Below are 16,519 nucleotides of genomic sequence, written 5' to 3' on the forward strand. Positions count from 1 at the left end.
TAACAGTTTGCACCGGTCTGTAACCGGTTACAGCAAGCGGACGGGGAGGAGTAAAGTGAACAAATTCAACGCTCGACGTGCGGCGTTCCGCTTCGGTGTCTCTGCCGCTGCCCTCGCGATTTCGCTGGTTGCAGCAGTCCCGGCGCATGCGCAGACCGCCGGCTCAATTCGCGGCGAGGGCGCACAGGCGGGAGCCACCGTAACCGTCACCGATGTCGTGACCGGGCGGAGTACGACGGCCACGGTAGGCCCCGATGGAACGTTCGTGATTTTCGGTTTGCGGCCGAGCACCTATCGGGTGGAGGGCAGCGGCGAAACCCGCAACGTGACGGTTCCCGTTGGACAGACGGTGACGATCGACGCGGCCCCGGCACCCACTCCGACTGCAGAGTCGGGCGAGGAGATCATTGTCCAGGGACGGCGGGACCGAACAGAGGTCCGCACCGCGACCGTCAGCACCAACGTTTCCCAGGTGCAGATCGAAAATCTTCCGCAAAACGACCGCAATTTTCTCAACTTCGCTGCGCTGGCCCCAGGCGTCACCGTTTCGCCATCGTCCGGCGATCGTCGAATCCAGGCGGGTGCGATCAGCGGCGACAATATCAACGTCTTCATCGATGGGCTGAGCTACAAAAATCCTGTCAATCACGGCGGCGTGGCCGGACAAAACTTCTCCCAGGGCAATCCTTTCCCGCAGCTTGCCGTGCAGGAGTTCAAGGTCGATACCCAGAACTTCAAGGCAGAGTACGAGCAATCCGGTTCGGCGATCATCACGGCCGTCACCAAGACTGGCGGTACCGAGTTCCACGGAGACGTCTTCGGCCAGTTTCAACCCAAGGCGTTCATCGGCCGGCCCTTCTTCGACCGTCCCGGCGAGGCCAACAACCAGGGCTTTCCGTGTCCCGACGATGCCTCCCAGACCTGCTACAATCCGAAACCCGATTACGAACGCTGGCAATTCGGCGCCGATCTTGGTGGGCCGATCATCAAGGAGAAGCTGCACTTCTTCGTCGCCTTCGAAGGGACCGAGCAGACCAACCCATCGAAGAGCGTCGACCTGCGTCCGCCGGTCCCGCAGTCGATCCGCGACGAATTCAATGGCAGCTATCCGCAGACCTTCAGCCAGCGCCTTTATTTCGGCAAGCTGAGTCTCTTCGCCACGCCGGACGACACGATCGACGCCAGTGCCTTCGTCCGCAAGGAGGAGAACCTGCGCGACTTCGAAGGGATCAGCGTGCCGGAGCACGGACGCCTGATCACCAGCAACGTTCAGGTCTACCAGCTCGAGTGGGATCATCGTGGCGAGAATTGGCTGAACGAATTCACATTCGCGTACAACACGGTCTCCAACGGCGCGGTTCGCACCGGCGCCGGCTCCGAGATCGTTCTGGCGCCGCTCCCCGTCATCGGCGCACGGGCTGCCGAGCTCGGCACCGCCGGTTTCGCACAGAATGACGAGCAGAAGACGCTGACGCTCAAGGATTATGTTACGGTCAATCGCGGCGATCACGTGCTGAAAGGGGGCGTCCGGCTCACCTTCAACAAATATGAGCGCACCGAAGACAATCAGAGCAACGGCGCCTATTATTTTAACGCAGCCACCTATGGCGGCTTCGATGCGACGATCCCGTTCGCGGCGCAGATCTCCACCGTGCCTGTCCGCCCTGCCTCAGCCAAGAACACGCAATTCGGCCTGTTCATCCAGGATGACTGGACGCCCGACGAGCATTGGACGGTGAATCTGGGGCTCCGCTGGGATTACGAAACCAACTCGAAGAACGAGAATTTCGTTACGCCGCAAAGGATCGCCGACGCCCTGCGCGCCTATCCCGGCTGGCAGGCTGCTGGGATCGACCCCGACGACTACATTTCGACCGGAAACAACCGGAAGCCTTACTGGAAGGCGTTCCAGCCGCGTCTCGGCGTTTCTTACGACGTGAAGGGCGACCGGGACATCGTCCTGTTCGCCGGTGCCGGCCGCTATTTCGATCGGCCGCTGTTCATCACCGCCGGGATCGAGACGATCAAGGCGAATTACGAGTCGATCTCCACGATCACCTTCTGCAATGGTGCGGGACAGACGGTGCCGGCCCCTGGGGGCTGCATTCCGTGGAGCGATAGCTACCGCGACGTGGAAAGCTTGCGCACGGCAGCGATCGCACAAGGCTTCGGCGGATCAGTCTGGCTGCTCAACAACAAGACGAAGCTGCCCTATTCCGACCAGTTCAACATCGGCATCCGCAAGCGGTTCGGCGACTGGAACACGTCGCTCGCGGTGTCGCACATCCGGTCGCACAACATCTTCAAGTTCGTGCGGGGGAACCGCCTTCCGGACGGCAGCTTCCCGACGACGAGCGCGACGGGCGAATACGTCATCGTCGACAATTTCCCGGATGCAGGCCAATTGCCGGGCTTCCGCGGCAAGCTCAACATCGGTTCGAACGACGGCGAAGCACGCTATTGGGGCTTCTATGCACAGGCAGACAAGCCGTTCACGCGCGAGAGCGGATGGGGCGCCAGCGCGACCCTGACACTGCAGAATCCGCGCAGCAACGTCGGCACCGAACTCAATGGAGACGAGTTCTTCGCCGGTCCTGACATGACCCAGTTCGGCTGGCAGGATGTTCAGGGCGTCGACAAATATCGCTTCGTCGGGACCGGCATCGTCAATCTGCCTTGGGACTTCCGTCTTTCAGGGACAGTGACTCTTGCCTCCGGCCCGGCGTTCGGCAACGTCCGCTTCTATCCGGACGGGATCGTCTTCAACGGCGGCGGCGTCTTCTATCCCAAGAAGGACATTGCCTACAAATCGCTCGACATGCGCGTTGCCAAGACCTTCCGCACGCCTTGGGGCCACGAGGTTACCGCCGACTTCCAGGTCTACAACCTCTTCGACTGGGTCAACCGCGCCTACTCCGCCTGGGGCGCCGGCAGTGGCCTTGAGCCGACGTTCGAGGAAAATGGCGTCGTCGGAAACGCTCGCACCTTCCAGGCCGGCCTCAAGTACAGCTTCTGATTTCGTCGGATCTCCCCGACGATCGACTGGGGAAGGGAAGTTGCCAGGCTTCTCTTCCCGTTTTTTTCGCGAGGGCAGGGTGAAGGCGCAGCGGATCTTCATCGGAACATCGAGGAGCCCCGTCGTCATTCTCGACGGTGTCGCGGGCGACGTCCCGGCGACCGTCGATCTTGCCGCCGCGCTGGCACCCTTTCCGCGGCCGCCGCGTATTCCCTATCCCGGCGTGCGCCGGATCATCACGCCAGCCGATGTCGCGGCGCAGGCCTATGTCGACCGGCTGCTCGACGCGGCGGCACCCTATATCGGCGGCGGCTTCGGCGTCGACGCCTTCGACCTCATCGAAGCAAGCTTCTCATTGATTACGACGCCGCCGGGCGCGCTCGCCCCGGTCCAGCGCGCGCCGCATTTCGATTCCGCCGATCCCAATTACCTTGCAATACTGCATTATCTAAGCGCGACGCCGAACAGTGGCACCGCCTTCTACCGCCACCGCCGATCCGGGATCGAGCGGGTCACCCGCGCCACGATGGACTCCTATGTGGCGGCGGCGAAGCAGGAAAGCCTGTCGTTCGACCCTGGTTACGTCCTCGGCTCGAATGCCTTCTACGAGCGGATCGGTGCCGTGGACGCGGTTCCGGACCGGCTGATCATCTATCAAGGCAGCCTGCTCCACTCGGGCATCGTGCCGGATGGCATGGCGTTCAGTCCGGATCCTCGTGCCGGCCGCCTGACGGCCAATCTCTTCGTCCGTGCTCATTGAAAGGGTCCCCGTGTTGCGTTTGCTCGTCCGATCGATCCCCCTCGTTGCCGCCGTCGTTGCGTGTCCCGTCGTCGCAGCCGAGACGGCGAAGCGAACTTATGCCAATCCGATCGACATCGATTACCGCTACAATTTCGAGCAGCGGAACGAGGACGTTTCATATCGTACCGGCGCCGATCCCGCGATCGTGCGCCACAAGGACGCTTACTATCTGTTCCAGACCCTGGCCGATGGTTACTGGCGTTCGACCGATCTCATCGACTGGACGTTCATCACGCCCAGCCGCTGGCCTTTCGACAGCGTCGTGGCGCCGGCCGCCTGGTCGGACGGCGAGCGGATTGTCCTTCAGCCTTCGATGATGGAGCCGGAATCGATCCTCGCAACCACGGCACCCGAGACTGGCAAGCTCGATTTCCTGGTTCGTCGGATGCCGCCGCTGCCGGGCGCGGTGCAGAAGGAGCCGGAGGAGATGAAGGCGGGCGAAATCCCGCCGGGGCCGTGGGATCCAGCATTGTTCAAGGACGATGACGGCCAATGGTATCTGTACTGGGGCTCGTCCAACACGTTCCCGCTGTATGGCAGCAGGATCGCATTCGAAGATGGAAAGCTCGTTTATCAAAGCAAGCCCAAGCCGATGCTGAACATGGATCCAGCGCGGCACGGGTGGGAGCGCTTTGGCGAGGACCATTGCGCATGCTGGGCGCCGAATCGGCCGAGCCTTTCCTATATGGAGGGCGCATGGATGACCAAGGTAGCGGGCCGCTACTATCTTCAATATGGCGCACCCGGCTCGGAGTTTAACGCCTACGCCAACGGCACCTACCTCTCCGACCATCCGCTCGGGCCGTTCAACTACGCGCCCTACAACCCCGTCGCCTACCGGCCCGGCGGTTTTGCAGAGGGGGTCGGCCACGGTTCGACGTTCGAGGACCGCCATGGCAATTGGTGGAATTCCGGGACGAGCTGGATCGGCTACAATTGGGGCATGGAGCGGCGGATCGCCCTCTATCCGGCGAAATTCCACGCCGATGGACAGATGGCCGTTTCCACCCGTTTCGGCGATTTCCCGCATTACGCCCCAACGAGCAAAGTCGCCGATCCCGAACGCCTGTTCACCGGCTGGATGCTCCTGTCCTACCGAAAGGCGGCCACCGCCTCGTCGACCCTGGGCGAATTCACCGCGGATCGCACCACCGACGACAATCCGCGGACGTTCTGGGTCGCGACGGACACGAGCCCCGGACAGAGTCTGACGGTTGATCTCGGCGCTCAGAAGAGTGTCCGCGCCGTGCAGGTCAATTTCGCCGATTACAAATCTGGCCGCTTTGCCGACGCTGCTGACATCTACACCGAATTCGTCCTCGAGCATTCTGCGGACGGGCGAAGCTGGCTGAAGCTTGCCGACACCAGCGCCGAGCGTCGCGACCGCCCCAATGCCTATCTCGAGCTGGAGAGGCCGGTGCGAACCCGGTTCGTACGCTTCGTCCATCGCCATATCGGCGGCGCCCACCTGGCGATCAGCGATCTGCGCGTGTTCGGTACGGCAGACGGGAAGGCGCCAGCAGCACCCGCCGGCGTGGGGGCGCTGCGCTCGGCAGACTCGCGTGATGCGACAATTTCCTGGAAGCGGGTGAAAGGCGCTGTCGGCTACAATATTCGCTGGGGACTCCGTCCCGACAGACTGACCCTCACCTATCAACTCTTTGCCGATGATCTGGGGGAAGGGGCGCGCCTGCAAAAGGACATACGTGCCCTGAACGTGGGCGTCGGCTACCATGTCGCCGTCGAAGCGTTCAACGAAACCGGCGTATCGAGACTAAGCCCAATCGTTCCGCTGCCCTGAACGCATCGGTCCGTTCGGCATAAGCCCGCGGCAGATCACCTCGTCCTGAGCGCTGGGAGAGTAATGGGGGACAGTAACGGGCACAAGCGCCGGCTCCGTCAGCTCTGGTCGAGACTCTTCTGCAGCGCGGCGAGGTAGGCGGCAGCGCCGATGCGCGGCGCTTGCGGGGCCGCCGGACGGAAGGATTTGGGAGCGCCCGCGGCCGTGCCGGTGCGGAAGCGTCCGGCTTCGGCGCTGAGCGCTTCGACTTCCTCGGTCAGGCTGCGCGCCGAGGCCGACGTGCGCTCGACTCGCGAGGCGTTCTGGCGGGTCGCCTCGTCCATCCGCGCCACGGCGGCGCTGACCTGGCTGATCGCGGCCGATTGCGCCTGGTTGTCGGTGGACACGCTGCCGATCAGGCCGTGCACCGAGGCGACGTCGCGGGCGATGCCGTCGAGCGCGTCACCAACCTGACGCACGACGCGGACGCTGGTGCTGATCCCCTCCTGTGTCGCCGCGAGCTGCTGCCGGGCGCTTCTCGCTTCCTCCTCGGAGCGCATCGCAAGCGCGCTGACGAGGTCGGCGACGACCGCGAAGCCGCGGCCGGCCTCGCCCGCACGGGCGGCCTCCACGGTGGCGTTCATCGCCAGCACCCTGGTTTGGAACGCGATCTTGTCGAGCCCTCCGATGACCGAGTCGATATTGGCCGCGCTGTCGCTGACCGCCGCCATCGCCTGCACCGCTTCCCCGGCAAGGGCGCGCCCAGCGGCGAGGCTGGCGGCAGCCTCGTCCGCGCGCTTGACCGTCTCGGCGGCGGATCGGGCCGTGCCCTTCAGCCGGGCGTCGATGCCGCCGAGCGCCGTGGCGGTTTCCTCGAGATTGGCGGCGGTATCGGCCGTCCGGCGCGACAGGTCTTCCGACGCATCGGCGATTTCGGTGGCGCCGACGCCGATTCCGGCGGCGCTTGCCGCGACTGTGCTGATCAGGCCGGCGAGGCTCGCCAGGGCATCGTTGAAGTCGCGCCGGAGCGGCTCGCAGTCGGCGGGGAAGGCACGATCGATGGGCTGGCTGAGATCGCCCTGCGACAGGCTCTGGAGAGCGTTGCCGAGGATCGTGACAACCTCGTGCAGTTCGGCCTGCTGGCGCCTGGTCGCGTCCTCAAGCCGTACTTTCTCGGCACCCGCATCGCGAAAGGCGATCAGCGCGCGGGCGACGTCGCCGATCTCATCGGTGCGCTGCGCGCCCGTGACTTGCACCGCAAGATCGCCCGAGGACATGGATCGCATCGTCTGCGCCGCGCCGGCGAGCGGTGTCACCACCTTGCGCAGCATGGTCCAGCAGAAGCCGAGCACCGAAAGCAGGATGATCAGGGCAACGGCGCCGAGGATGAACAAAGCCCGGCTTACGTCGGTCGCCGAATGCTCGCGGAGCTCGCCCTGGAAGCGGGTCGCGGTGGCGACCGCCTCGTCGATCCGGGCGCGATGCTCGTCATACGCCGCGGAGAGGCGGGCATAGCTTGCCTCCGAGGCGGCGCGGTCGCCGGAGCGGATCGCGGGCAGGAAGCGGCCGTTCAATTCCGTCCAGAAGACCTCCGCGGGGACGTGCGACCCTTCGAGGATCGGCGCCCGCACGTGCGCATCGAGCGCCGAAGTCTGCCAGTAAGCATGGCGGGTCCCATATTCCTCCTGCAACTTGGCGAGGCGTGCCGAGCGGGCCGCGAATTCCTGCGGGTTCTCGCGCAGGCGGGTCGCTTCCAGGTAGCTTTCGATGATGAATTTCGGCGGCGGCAGGATGTCGGCGACCAGGTCGGACGTTTCCTGGTTCTTGCCCTGGATCGGACCGCCCATTCGGATCGTGTCGATGTTCCACCACGCGGCGAGCAGACCCAGCGCCAGCAGGGACACCAGAGCGCCGCCCCCCAAGCGAACGAGATGTTTGATCGTCATGCTTTGCGCCCCTGCACGCCCACGTATTAATACGGCATCATAGGACGTGCGCGGCGCACGGGGGGATTTACCTGGGTTAAATCTCGTGGCTCGCCGTGGCTCAGGTTCGAGCGGGCGCCTCGACTTGACCGCCATCGAGGGTGAGGAAGGCGGCAATTCCGGCGAGCATCGCGAGCGCCGCGCCGATCGCCGCCGCCGCGTGGAAGGCGCTGGTCAACGCGGCTCCGGTCTGTGCGATGACGGCGCCGGCGAGGGCGGTGGCGACCAGGCCGCCAGTCCGCGCGATCGCGCTGTTGAAGCCCGATGCGGTCCCGGTGTGCGCGCCGTCGACCGATGACAGGACGGCCGTGGTCAGCGGAGCGACGGCGCCCGCCATGCCAAGGGCTATGATCAGGATTCCCGGGAGCACGCTCGTCCAATAGCTTCCCGTCGGATCGACGCGCAGCAGCAGAGCGAAGCCGATCCCGGTCACGACCGGGCCGACTCCGAGCGGGATGCGCGGGCCGATCCGCTCGGTGAGGCCGCCCATCAGCCGCGACGCCGATCCGATCACGATCGAGAAGGGAAGCAGGGCCAGGCCCGCCTGCAGGGGCGAATAACCGCCGCCGACGATCAGCACATAAGGCAGCAGGACGATGAGACCGCCGAGCGCGCCGTAGAGCAGGAAGGTGAGCAGGGTCAGGCCGACAAACGGGCGGGAGCCAAACAGGCTGAGCGGCATCATCGCCCGTTCGCCCTTGCGGTGCTCGACCAGCAGGAAGGCTGCGAGCAGCGCCACGCCTGAAGCCGCGCCGATCCAGACTGCGGCCGAGGCGGTGTCGCGGCTCGACCACAAGGTCAGCGCCCAGGTGAGCGCGCCGAGGCCCAATGTGGCGAGCGCCGCGCCGGCCCAGTCGAGCGCCTGCTTGCCTTCGCCGCTATCGGCCACGAACCGCCAGGCGATCAGCATCGCCGCCGCCGCCACCGGCAGGTTGAGGTAGAAGATCGCCTGCCAGCCGATCGTCTCGACCAGCCAGCCGCCGAGCGGCGGACCGATCGCACTGGCGATCGCCCCCGCCGACGCCCAGGTGCCGATCGCCTTGCCCTTCGCCTCGCCGTCGAACGCGTTGCCGAGGATCGCCAGGCTGTTCGGCATCAGCATCGCCGCGCCGATTCCCTGCAAGGCCCGCGCAGCCAGCAGCAGCTCGAGGCTCGAGGCAAAGGCGCAGAGCAGCGACGCCAAAGCGAACAGGCCGGTGCCGCCGATCAGCAGCCGCTTGCGGCCGAAATGGTCGCCGGCCGCGCCGCCCAGCAGCAACAGCGCCGAAAGCGGCAGCAGATAGGCGTTGATCGTCCACTGGAGCTCGGCCGCATCCGCGCCGAGGCTGGCGCCGATCGACGGCAAGGCGACATTCACCACCGAACCGTCGATGAAGGCGAGGCTGGAGGCGCAGATCGTCGCAAACAGAGTCCACCGCGGGTGCTTCGCGCTCCGACCAGGCTCGGCAAGCGCGGTCGCGCGATCGCAGGATGCGGGCAGCGCCGAAGTCATGATCTGGTTCCTTCGAATTGCCCTGCGTGCTGTGGTCCAGGTTACGGCCTGGAGTCGAGGGGGGCAATGCCGCCGGGGAGGTCACGTCCGCCCGGCAGAGCGGAGCTGTTGCTTCAATCTTGAGGTGACACCTGGTCAATTTCGGAACAGCAAAGAAATTGAGACGTCATCGGTATTTAGCCGGATGTTTCCCCAGCGATCAGCCGGGCGGCAGCAACACCGTGGCCGTCGGCAGTCCGGCGACAATGGCGCCTCGGCGGTGATCATCTTTGGCAACAACGACAGCGCCTATGTGGACCAGCTCGGCGAGCGCAACACGTCGTACATCAACCAGGGTGCGAGCAACGCGCTGGCCGACGTCTGGCAGGATGGTGCCGAAAATGCCTCGGGCATCTCGCAGGGCGAGCAGAGCGACGCCTATGTGACTCAACTCGGCGAGAACGGCCGGTCGACGATCACCCAGACCTTCGGCGAAACCGCGACGGTGAAGCAGACCAGCCTGTCGGTGAACGCGATCTCGACGATCGTCCAGAACGGCGCCGGCCACACAGCAGTGGTGAGCCAATATTCGGGCGACAACAGCGCGCTCGTCACCCAGGCCGGCACCGGCAACACGGCCTCGTAACCCAGGGCACGCGTGGCTTCTAGAGGCCACGGGGATAGGGGGAGCGGCGTCTCGTCAGGAGGCGTCGGCTCCTCCGCCCGACGTATCAGTCTCTGGCGGCGTCGGCGCCCTTTCTGCGCCGCCCATCATTGATCATGAGGGACCGATGAACAGCTTCACCGTGGGTGTGAGTGGGGACATCGCCGATTCGTGCCCGGCCATTCTCGCGACCCAGCCCGCCCCTGCACGCGCGGAAGGCCGATCGCGTGGCTGCTGAAGGCGTTTCGCTGATGGTAGACCGCAGTGATCACCCCGACCGATGTCGGGGAAATGGAATTCCTCGGCGAAATCTAGAGCCGGGCGCCCGCGTGGCCCCGTCTTGCTCTGGCCGGAGCGTGGCGGCCGTGACCTTCAGGTCAGCCAGCCGCCGGCGAAGCCCGCCCGTTCAAGGCCGCGCCGGATCGCCGGCACCTTGCGCATGTGGCGCCAGACGAAATCATCGCGGTAATTGGCGGCCATTGCGAGGATCGGCCCCTGGTCGATTCCGAGATAATCGTCGTCGACCCAGCCGTGTTGTGGATCCACGGAACCCTTCTCCGGCGTCACGCCGACATTGCGGAAGCTTGGGTTGAACGAGTCGAGGAACCCGTATCGGCCGTAGAGGCGCGGCACCCGGCGCAGCGCCTCGGCACAGGGGATGACGATCTCCGGCGCGAAGGGCAGCGATCCCAGCGCGGCCGTTGGCGCGACCGTGCCGTCGTCGCGCTCGTCGGGCTGGCCGATCGGCCCGCGCGCCGCATAGCCGAAGAAGGTGCGCTTGCGGCCGCCTGCCTCGACCTCGAAATTTCCTGGGCCATCGCACGCCGTGAGCCCCCAGATGTCGCGCGAATAGCCGTCCCAGCCCATCGGATTGGCCGCGCAATAGGCCCGGTTGGCGAAGGTGGCGCGGCGGCTATTCTCGAAATAGTCGAGTCCGGCCTCGCGCATCGCGGCATCGCGGATGCCGCGGAAGTCGATCCAGACGTGACTATATTGATGGCCGAACAGGGGCGCGAAGGCGAGGTGCCTTGTGTCACCCTCGCCGCGCCAGAAGCGTGGATAAGGGGCTGTCCATGCATTCCAGCTGTCGGTCGCGATCGGGTGCCGAGGGGCGCCCAGCCCGAGCAGGAAGACGAACATGCCCTCGTTGTAACCGTCCCAGTTGCGAGCGATGAACCCCGTCTCCGGATGCCAGCCCATGGGGATCGCCTTGCGGCCGTTCTGGAACCAGGCCCAGTCGGCACGCGCATAAATCTCGTCGGCGAGCGCGCGGATCTCCGCTTCGGCGGGATCGGCGCGATCGAAATAAGTGCCGGCGAAGAGCATGCCCATGAACAGGATCGTCGAATCGACGGTCGAGAGCTCGACCTGACGGAACCTGTGGCCGGTCTTCATGTCCAGGAAATGATAGAAGAAGCCCTTGTGGCCGATCGTGCCGGCGGATCCGGGGCCTTGGGGAGCGTCGTGGAAGAAGCGCAATGTGGTGAGAGTGAGGTCGCGTGCTTCGGCGCGGGTGCACCAGCCCCGCTCGACCCCGATCGGATAGCAGGTCAGGCCGAAGCCGACGGCGGCGATGCTGGAGAAAGACGGGGAAGGCCAGCGATCCGGCACCAGCCCGTTGTCGCGATTCACCGTCTCCCAGAAAAAGCGGAAGGTGCGCTCCTCGAGATCGGCATAGAAATCCGGCAGCGCCGGCAGGTGTCCACGATCGCCGGCAAGGGGGTCCGGCGCGGCGACCGTGGCGCAGCCGCCGAAAGCGGCTCCGGCCAGCGTGAGAGTTGTGCCGGCAAGAAGGGCGCGCCTGTCGATCATGGAGTCTCCGGAGGGTTCTGGAACCGGTTACACATCAGGCGCAACAAGTCGTCACGGATCAGCCGCGGATGCCTGGAGTCACAGGCCATGCTCGGCCATTTCGTCGCTGTTGGCGCCGGCCGTCGTCCCGCGCACGACCAGCTCGGGCTGGTGGCGCTCGTTGAGGACGCGCTCGATCTTGCCCTCGAGGCGGTCGACGAGGCGGGCGACGGCGCGCTCGCCGATCTCGGCGATGCGCACCCTGCAGGTGGTCAGCGACAGATAGCGCGCCATCGGCACGTCGTCGAAGCCCGCGATCGCGACCTCGTCCGGCACCTGGACACCGGCGGCGCGCAGCGTCTGCAGGCAGCCGATCGCCATCATGTCGTTGGCGGCGAAGACGCCGTCGACTCCGCGGCGATCGGACAGCATGTCGCGCGCGGCGGCCTCGCCGGCCTCCTCTTCGAAATTGCCGGGAAAGAGCAGTGGCTCGATGCCCGGCGCATAGCGCGCCATTGCCTTGAAATAGCCCTCGGCCCGCTCGCGCGCGTCGATATTCTCCTCCGGCCCGGCAATGTGGAGGATTCGGCGGCACCCGATGCCGACGAGATGGCGGATCGCGGCCTGCGCTCCGGCTTCGTTGTCGATGCGGATCGACGGCCTAGTCGGCACTTCGACCGGTGCGTTGATCAGCAGCGCCGGCAGGGTCGACGGAAGCGCCTGCTCGAGCATTTCGGGCGGGACATGCGGCGCCATCACCAGGATGCCGTCGACCCGGCCGTGCATGGCGCGCAATGCGGTCGGCGCCTGATCGCCTTCGGCATGCATGTTCGACAGCAGCAGGAAATAGCCCCGCCGGCTCGCCTCACGGTCCATGCCGCGGACCAGCTCGGAGAAGAACTCGCCGTGCAGATCGGGAAGCACGACGCCGAGGGCGTTGGCACGCGAGAGGCTGAGGCTGCGGGCGCCGGCGTGCGGCACGTAGCCGAGCTCGTTGGCGGCGGCGATAACTCGGTCGCGGGTTGCCTGGCGAACATTGTTGAGGCCGTTGAGCGCGCGCGACACCGATGCCACGGACACTTTGGCCCGGCGAGCAACGTCACGTATCGTGGCTTCGGCCATCGGATCCCCTCCGCAGCGAACCTGCGCGTGTCCCCCGCACCTCCGGTTCTATCGGCGATTGCATTTGCCGCCAAGTGCAGTCATGTAACCGGTTACGGACGGTCTGCACAAGCGGAAAGACCGGCAGAAGCGAGAGAGACGCGGCACGAGGCCAGGTCAAGGTCAGTGGAACCGCGCCAAAGGCGTGCAAGGAGGGTACGATGTTCGACACCAGGATCTCACGGCGTGCTGCGCTCATGGGGGCGGGCGCCGTCGCGGCCTGGCTGCACAGTCCTGCGCGCGCCTTTCTCCAGTCCGCGGGGCGGCTGCCGGTGCCGGCGATCGTCGATGGGCTGATCGCCCGCATGACGATCGAGGAGAAAGCCGGTCAGCTCACCCTCAATCCGAGCGCCTGGGGCGGCGGTGTCGCAACCCAGCTGAATCCGCCGACCTCCGGGCCGAGCTGGGACGCGCAGCTCGACGAGGTTCGCCGCATGCAATTGACCGGCGTGTTCAACAGCAACGGCGCCGAAGCCGCGCGCCGTATGCAGACGGTGGCGATGACCGAAAGCCGGCTGAAGATCCCGCTGCTGTTCGCCGCCGACATCATCCACGGCCATCGCACGATCTTCCCGGTCGGCGTCGGCGAAGCGGCGAGCTTCGAGCCGGAGCTTGCCGAGCGCACCGCGCGAATGGCGTCCTACGAGGCCGCGGCCTCCGGCATCGACTGGACGTTCGCGCCGATGGTCGACATCGCCCGCGATCAGCGCTGGGGCCGGACGATGGAGGGCGCCGGCGAGGATGTCCTGCTTGGCGAACTGATGGGGGCGGCACGGGTGCGCGGCTTCCAGGGCAAGGATTTGAAAGCGAACGATGCGATGCTCGCCTGCGCGAAGCATTTCGCCGCTTATGGCGCCGCCGAAGCCGGTCTCGATTACAACAGCGTCGACATATCCGAGCGAACCTTGCGCGAAGTCTATCTGCCGCCGTTCAAGGCGGCGTTCGAAGCGGGTGCGCTGTCGGCTATGGCCTCGTTCAACGAGATTTCGGGTGTGCCGTCGACCGCCAATCCCTGGCTGATGCAGGACGTGCTGCGCGGTGAGTGGGGTTTCGAAGGCTTCGTCGTGTCCGATTATACCGGTGACGAGGAGATGATCGCCCACGGCTTCGCCAAGGATGCGCGCGAAGCGACCAAGCTCGCGTTCCTGGCCGGCGTCGACATGAGCATGACCAGCAATTTCTACCGCAACCACCTGCCTGCTCTCGTGCGCGACGGCGAGGTGCCGATGGAGCGGCTCGATCGATCGGTTCGCCGGGTGCTCGCGATGAAGGCGGCACTCGGCCTGTTCGACGATCCGTTTCGAAGGATCGATACCAAGCGCGAGAAAGCGCGGTCCCGCACCAGGGCGGCCACGGCGCTGTCGCGCGAGGCGGGCCGCAAGTCGATCGTCCTCCTTAGGAATGACGGCGATCTGCTGCCGCTGCCGAGGTCCGGCCGGAAGATCGCGATCATCGGACCGTTCGCGTCCGGTCAGCACGATCTTAACGGACCCTGGGTGATCTATGGCGACAATGCGGAGGCGGTCGACCTCGCCACCGGCGTCCGTAACGCCGTCTCCGACAAGGAATCGGTGACCGTGGTCGAAGGCTCGGGCGTCGAAGCGCCGATCGCCGGCGGCATCGAGGCGGCCGTCGCGGCGGCGCGCGCCGCCGACATCGTCCTGCTCGCGATCGGGGAAAGCGAAACCATGTCCGGCGAAGCCCAGTCGCGGCCCGAAATCGTCGTACCGGCCCCGCAGCAGGCGCTTGCCGAAGCGGTTGCGGCGGTCGGCAAACCTGTCGTCGTGGTGCTCAAGAACGGACGTGCGCTGGCGCTACAGGGCGCGGTTGCCGATGCGCCGGCGATCCTGGTCACGTGGTTCCTCGGCACCCAAACCGGCAACGCCATCGCCGACATCCTGTTCGGCGCTTATGGCCCGAGCGGCCGGCTGCCGTGCAGCTTCCCGCGCTCGCCGGGCCAGCAGCCTTATTATTATGCGCACAAGCCGACCGGGCGGCCCAATCCCGGCGAGAAGCTGGAGCCGTACAAGGCGCATTATCGCGGCATCCCCAATTCGGCCCTCTATCCCTTCGGGCACGGCCTCACCTACGGCCGTATCCAATATGCCGACCTGACGGCGGAACCGACCCTCAGCTGGAACGGCACCCTGAGCGTGAGCGCCCGGATCACCAACAGCGGCGCGCGCGCGGCGGAAGAACTGGTGCAGCTCTATGTCCGCGATCGTACCGCGAGCGTCACCCGGCCGGTTCGCGAGCTGAAGGCGTTCCGACGGGTCGCGCTGGCTCCTGGCGCAAGCGAGATCGTGCGGTTCACCCTCAAACGCGAGCAGTTGCTGTTCATCGGCCTCGACGACAAGCCAGTGGTCGAGCCGGGGCAGTTCGATCTCTGGATCTCTCCGTCGGCCGAAGCGGAGGGGCTGCACGCCCGGTTCGAGCTCACGCAGGCCTGAATCGACGCACTCAGCTCCCGCTCTTCAGATCGCGGACGATGCGGGCATGGGCGCCCTTGGCGAGCGGATTGAGCGCCATCAGCGCGCAGGAGAGGATGAGGAAGCCGAGCGGTACGAAGGCGATCGTCCATCGCATTGCCGCGAGCGTGTCGGCGCTCTGCGCGACGTTGGCGACATAGCCGGCCGATTCGAAGCTGAGGCCCAGAATGGCGGTGGCGATGCCGATCGCCACCCGCTGGAGCAAGGCGGCGAGCCCGAAGACGGTGCCCTCGACGCGCAGCCCTGTCATCCGCTCCCCATATTCGATCGTGTTCGGCAGCATCGCCCAAAAGACGAAGTTCAAGCCGACGATCGCGACCTGCATGCCCACCAGATAGATCTGCATGATGCCGGCACGATGAATGTCGATCGCCGCGAAGCTCACCAGCCCGCCGATCGCCAGCGCGGCCGCCAGGAACCACAAGCTCCTTTGTCCGATCAGCCGCGCCAGCAGCATCCACGCCGGCACCGCGACCGCGCTGACGATCCCCATCGATGCGAGAGCAAGCTGCGCGCCATCCTCGTCGCCGAGATAATATTTGAAATAATAGAGGATCGATTTGTTGAGCAAGGTCACGGCAACGATCATCGCCATCATCGCCAGGTTCAACGTAACGAAGGCGCGATTGGCGGCCAAGCTGCGAAGCGCGGCGCCGATCGACACCGGCGCGTGCGCCGGCGGGACATCGCCTTCCTCGTAGGTAAGGCCGACGACCAGCAGGATCGCCGTTCCGAGCAATGCGAAAAGCAGCGCGCCGCCGAGATAGGCATCGGCCGCCACCCGGCTGCCGGTCAGCCAAGCGCCGATCGGCACTGTGCCGAGCGCCACGACGACCGCCGCGCAAGTTCCGAACAGCATCCGCATCCCGGCTACGAACGCGCGATCCCGGCTGTCCGTGCTGATCCGGGAGGACATCGCCAGATAGGGGACGTTGACCAGCCCGTAGAAGGTGCGGAAGAGCAGGTGGCCCGCGAACACGAAGGCGATGCCCCAGGCCCCGTCGACCGGCGGGACGGTGTAAGCGAGGATGAAGGTGAGGCCGAGCGGAATGCTGCCGAGAGTCAGCACCGCCCCATGACCGCGGGTCGAGCCGCGGCGGTCGGCGACGATGCCCGCTGCGAAATTGGCGATCCCGTCCCAAATCGAGGCCAGCATGAAGGTCGCCGCGGCGACCCGCATCGGCAGGTTCAGCGCATCGGTATAATAGAAAAGCAGGAAGAGCATGATGCTCTGCCAGTAAAGATTGAAGGCGAAGTCGCCGAAAGCGAACAGCAGCAGGCGAAGCTTCACGGCGAACGGGCTGTGTCGGTCGCCGTCGGCGATGACGGGGGTGGCAAGATTCATCTGTCCCGAGGGCGT

General features: G+C 65.7%; 10 protein-coding genes. 5 read left to right on the plus strand and 5 right to left on the minus strand.

Annotation, left to right across the window (positions count from 1 at the left end; all coding sequences use genetic code 11):
- The first annotated feature begins 55 nt into the window (after positions 1 to 55).
- The 3 genes from C7I55_RS24565 (at position 56) to C7I55_RS24575 (ending at position 5,619) form a co-directional block, all read left to right on the plus strand.
- Positions 56 to 3,016 carry a TonB-dependent receptor gene (locus C7I55_RS24565; RefSeq protein ID WP_106515697.1) on the plus strand — a complete coding sequence of 987 codons (2,961 nt, stop codon included), beginning with the start codon at positions 56 to 58 and terminating at the stop codon, positions 3,014 to 3,016.
- A gap of 79 nt (positions 3,017 to 3,095) precedes the next feature.
- Positions 3,096 to 3,776 carry a DUF6445 family protein gene (locus C7I55_RS24570; RefSeq protein ID WP_106515698.1) on the plus strand — a complete coding sequence of 227 codons (681 nt, stop codon included), beginning with the start codon at positions 3,096 to 3,098 and terminating at the stop codon, positions 3,774 to 3,776.
- Positions 3,777 to 3,789: 13 nt separating this feature from the next.
- Positions 3,790 to 5,619 (plus strand): family 43 glycosylhydrolase, encoded by a 1,830-nt coding sequence (locus C7I55_RS24575; protein ID WP_233222399.1) that lies wholly within the window; start codon positions 3,790 to 3,792, stop codon positions 5,617 to 5,619.
- Positions 5,620 to 5,717: 98 nt separating this feature from the next.
- Here C7I55_RS24575 and C7I55_RS24580 read toward each other — a convergent pair whose 3' ends face one another.
- Positions 5,718 to 7,544 carry a methyl-accepting chemotaxis protein gene (locus C7I55_RS24580; protein WP_158266576.1) on the minus strand — a complete coding sequence of 609 codons (1,827 nt, stop codon included), beginning with the start codon at positions 7,542 to 7,544 and terminating at the stop codon, positions 5,718 to 5,720.
- A gap of 100 nt (positions 7,545 to 7,644) precedes the next feature.
- Positions 7,645 to 9,075, minus strand: a complete 1,431-nt coding sequence (locus C7I55_RS24585) for an MFS transporter (RefSeq protein WP_106515700.1) — start codon at positions 9,073 to 9,075, stop codon at positions 7,645 to 7,647.
- A gap of 259 nt (positions 9,076 to 9,334) precedes the next feature.
- On the opposite strand from C7I55_RS24585, the gene C7I55_RS28335 reads away from it, so the two are divergent.
- Positions 9,335 to 9,700, plus strand: coding sequence for a hypothetical protein (locus C7I55_RS28335; RefSeq protein WP_158266577.1), 366 nt, complete (start codon positions 9,335 to 9,337; stop codon positions 9,698 to 9,700).
- A 390-nt stretch (positions 9,701 to 10,090) separates the two neighbouring features.
- Here the strand turns inward: C7I55_RS28335 and C7I55_RS24595 are convergent, their stop codons facing one another.
- Both C7I55_RS24595 and C7I55_RS24600 read right to left on the minus strand, forming a co-directional pair.
- Complete coding sequence (locus tag C7I55_RS24595) at positions 10,091 to 11,530, minus strand: glucoamylase family protein (RefSeq protein ID WP_106515702.1); 1,440 nt, start codon at positions 11,528 to 11,530, stop codon at positions 10,091 to 10,093.
- Positions 11,531 to 11,608: 78 nt separating this feature from the next.
- Entirely contained in the window at positions 11,609 to 12,631 is a 1,023-nt protein-coding gene (locus tag C7I55_RS24600) for a LacI family DNA-binding transcriptional regulator (RefSeq protein WP_106515703.1), read from the minus strand.
- Between the two features lie 200 nt (positions 12,632 to 12,831).
- Between C7I55_RS24600 and C7I55_RS24605 the strand changes: the two genes are divergently transcribed.
- The gene (locus C7I55_RS24605) at positions 12,832 to 15,120 is read left to right on the plus strand and encodes a glycoside hydrolase family 3 N-terminal domain-containing protein (protein ID WP_106515704.1); all 2,289 of its coding nucleotides are present in this window, start codon (positions 12,832 to 12,834) and stop codon (positions 15,118 to 15,120) included.
- Between the two features lie 10 nt (positions 15,121 to 15,130).
- Here C7I55_RS24605 and C7I55_RS24610 read toward each other — a convergent pair whose 3' ends face one another.
- Positions 15,131 to 16,504: an MFS transporter gene (locus C7I55_RS24610; protein WP_106515705.1), complete on the minus strand. Its 1,374-nt coding sequence runs from the start codon at positions 16,502 to 16,504 to the stop codon at positions 15,131 to 15,133.
- Positions 16,505 to 16,519 lie beyond the last annotated feature (15 nt).

The organism is Allosphingosinicella deserti, from assembly GCF_003012735.1.
In the GTDB taxonomy this organism is placed as follows: Bacteria; Pseudomonadota; Alphaproteobacteria; order Sphingomonadales; family Sphingomonadaceae; genus Allosphingosinicella; species Allosphingosinicella deserti.